This is a genomic window from Mesorhizobium sp. M7A.F.Ca.US.005.03.2.1, from assembly GCF_003997795.1.
In the GTDB taxonomy this organism is placed as follows: domain Bacteria; phylum Pseudomonadota; class Alphaproteobacteria; order Rhizobiales; family Rhizobiaceae; genus Mesorhizobium; species Mesorhizobium ciceri.
The window spans coordinates 1-1,489 of record NZ_RZRP01001170.1 but is presented as its reverse complement, the minus strand read 5'-3'; the positions used below and the strand labels follow the sequence as shown (position 1 = coordinate 1,489).

The following is a 1,489-nucleotide window of genomic DNA, read 5'->3' as shown; positions in this document are numbered from 1 at the left end:
TGCAAATTGCCGCCACGCGGACGAATGTGAATCGATGACTGCCGCTTCCCCAACCAACAGACCTGATATCGCCGACCTGCTGGCGTTTTACGCCAGCGTGGGCGTCGACGAGGCGCTCGAAGAGCAGCCGGTGAACCGGTTCGCCGAGGTTGCGCCAAAGCCGATGGAACGCGCGCCGATTGCAGCGCCTTCGGGTGGCACCGCCGCACCGCTGCGCTCGACGACCCGCGGCGAAGCCGGGGACAGAGCAAATGCACCACCCGTCGCGCGGTCGCCGTCTGCGACGACTGCGGTTCCCGACGAAGCGCAGGCGGCACTTGCCCGCCAATTGGCGACCACAGCAACGACGCTGGACGAGCTTCGCCAGCATATGGCGGCGTTCGAGGGCTGCAATCTCAAGGCCACCGCCAAGAACCTGGTGTTTGCCGACGGCAACCCGGAAGCCGCCGTCATGCTGGTCGGCGAGGCGCCCGGCCGCGACGAGGACATCGAGGGCCTGCCCTTCGTCGGCCGCTCGGGCCGGCTGCTCGACCGCATGCTGGTCGCGATCGGGCTCGACCGCACTTCAGCCTATATCGCCAATGTCATTCCCTGGCGGCCGCCGGGCAATCGCACGCCGACGCCGCACGAAACCGAGATCTGCCGGCCGTTCATCGAACGGCAGATCGAGCTGGTCAATCCCAAGGTGCTGATCAATCTTGGCGGCCCGTCGGCCAAGACCTTGCTCAACACCTCGGAAGGCATATTGCGGCTGCGCGGCAATTGGCGCGTTCACACGACGGCATCCGGCATCGCCATCCCGGCCATGCCGACGCTGCATCCGGCCTATCTCCTGCGAACCCCGTCGCACAAGAAGCTGGCGTGGCGGGATTTCCTCGAAGTGAAGGCAAAGCTGCGAGGGCTCACCTAGCGATAACCTCGCAGGTAATTGAAATGCCGTCCTCACCAGCCTAACCATTCACTCATGACAACAGCCCAAACCTCCGCCGGCAGCCTCATTCGCGAATGGCGCACGCGCCGGCGCATGTCGCAGCTCGACCTCGCCATGGAGGCCGAAATCTCGCAGCGGCATCTGAGCTTCGTCGAAAGCGGCCGCGCCGCGCCCTCGCGCGACATGGTGCTGCATCTGGCCGAGCAATTGTCGATCCCGCTGAGGCAACGCAACCAGTTGCTGCTCGCCGCCGGCTTTGCCCCCAGTTTCGGCGAACGCTCGCTGACCGACACGACAATGGCGCCGGCGATGGCGGCGGTCGAAATCGTGCTCAAAGGCCACGAGCCGTTCCCGGCACTCGCTGTCGACCGCCACTGGAACCTGGTTTCGGCCAACGCCGCCATCGCTCCCTTCCTTGCCGATGTCAGCGAGGCTTCGCTGCTGACGCCGCCGGTCAACGTGCTTCGCCTCAGCCTGCATCCCGGCGGCATCGCGCCACGCATCGTCAATCTCCAGGAATGGCGCACGCATCTGCTCGAGCGCCTGAAACACCAGAAT

At 65.5% G+C, this 1,489-nt stretch carries 2 protein-coding genes; both read left to right on the top strand.

The window, feature by feature from the left end:
- Window positions 1-34 precede the first annotated feature (34 nt).
- On the top strand, window positions 35-910 hold the full coding sequence (locus tag EN991_RS35880; RefSeq protein ID WP_127370498.1) for a uracil-DNA glycosylase: 876 nt from the start codon (window positions 35-37) through the stop codon (window positions 908-910).
- A gap of 54 nt (window positions 911-964) precedes the next feature.
- A partial coding sequence (locus EN991_RS35875) for a helix-turn-helix domain-containing protein (protein WP_164769644.1) occupies window positions 965-1,489 on the top strand: 525 nt, incomplete at its 3' end.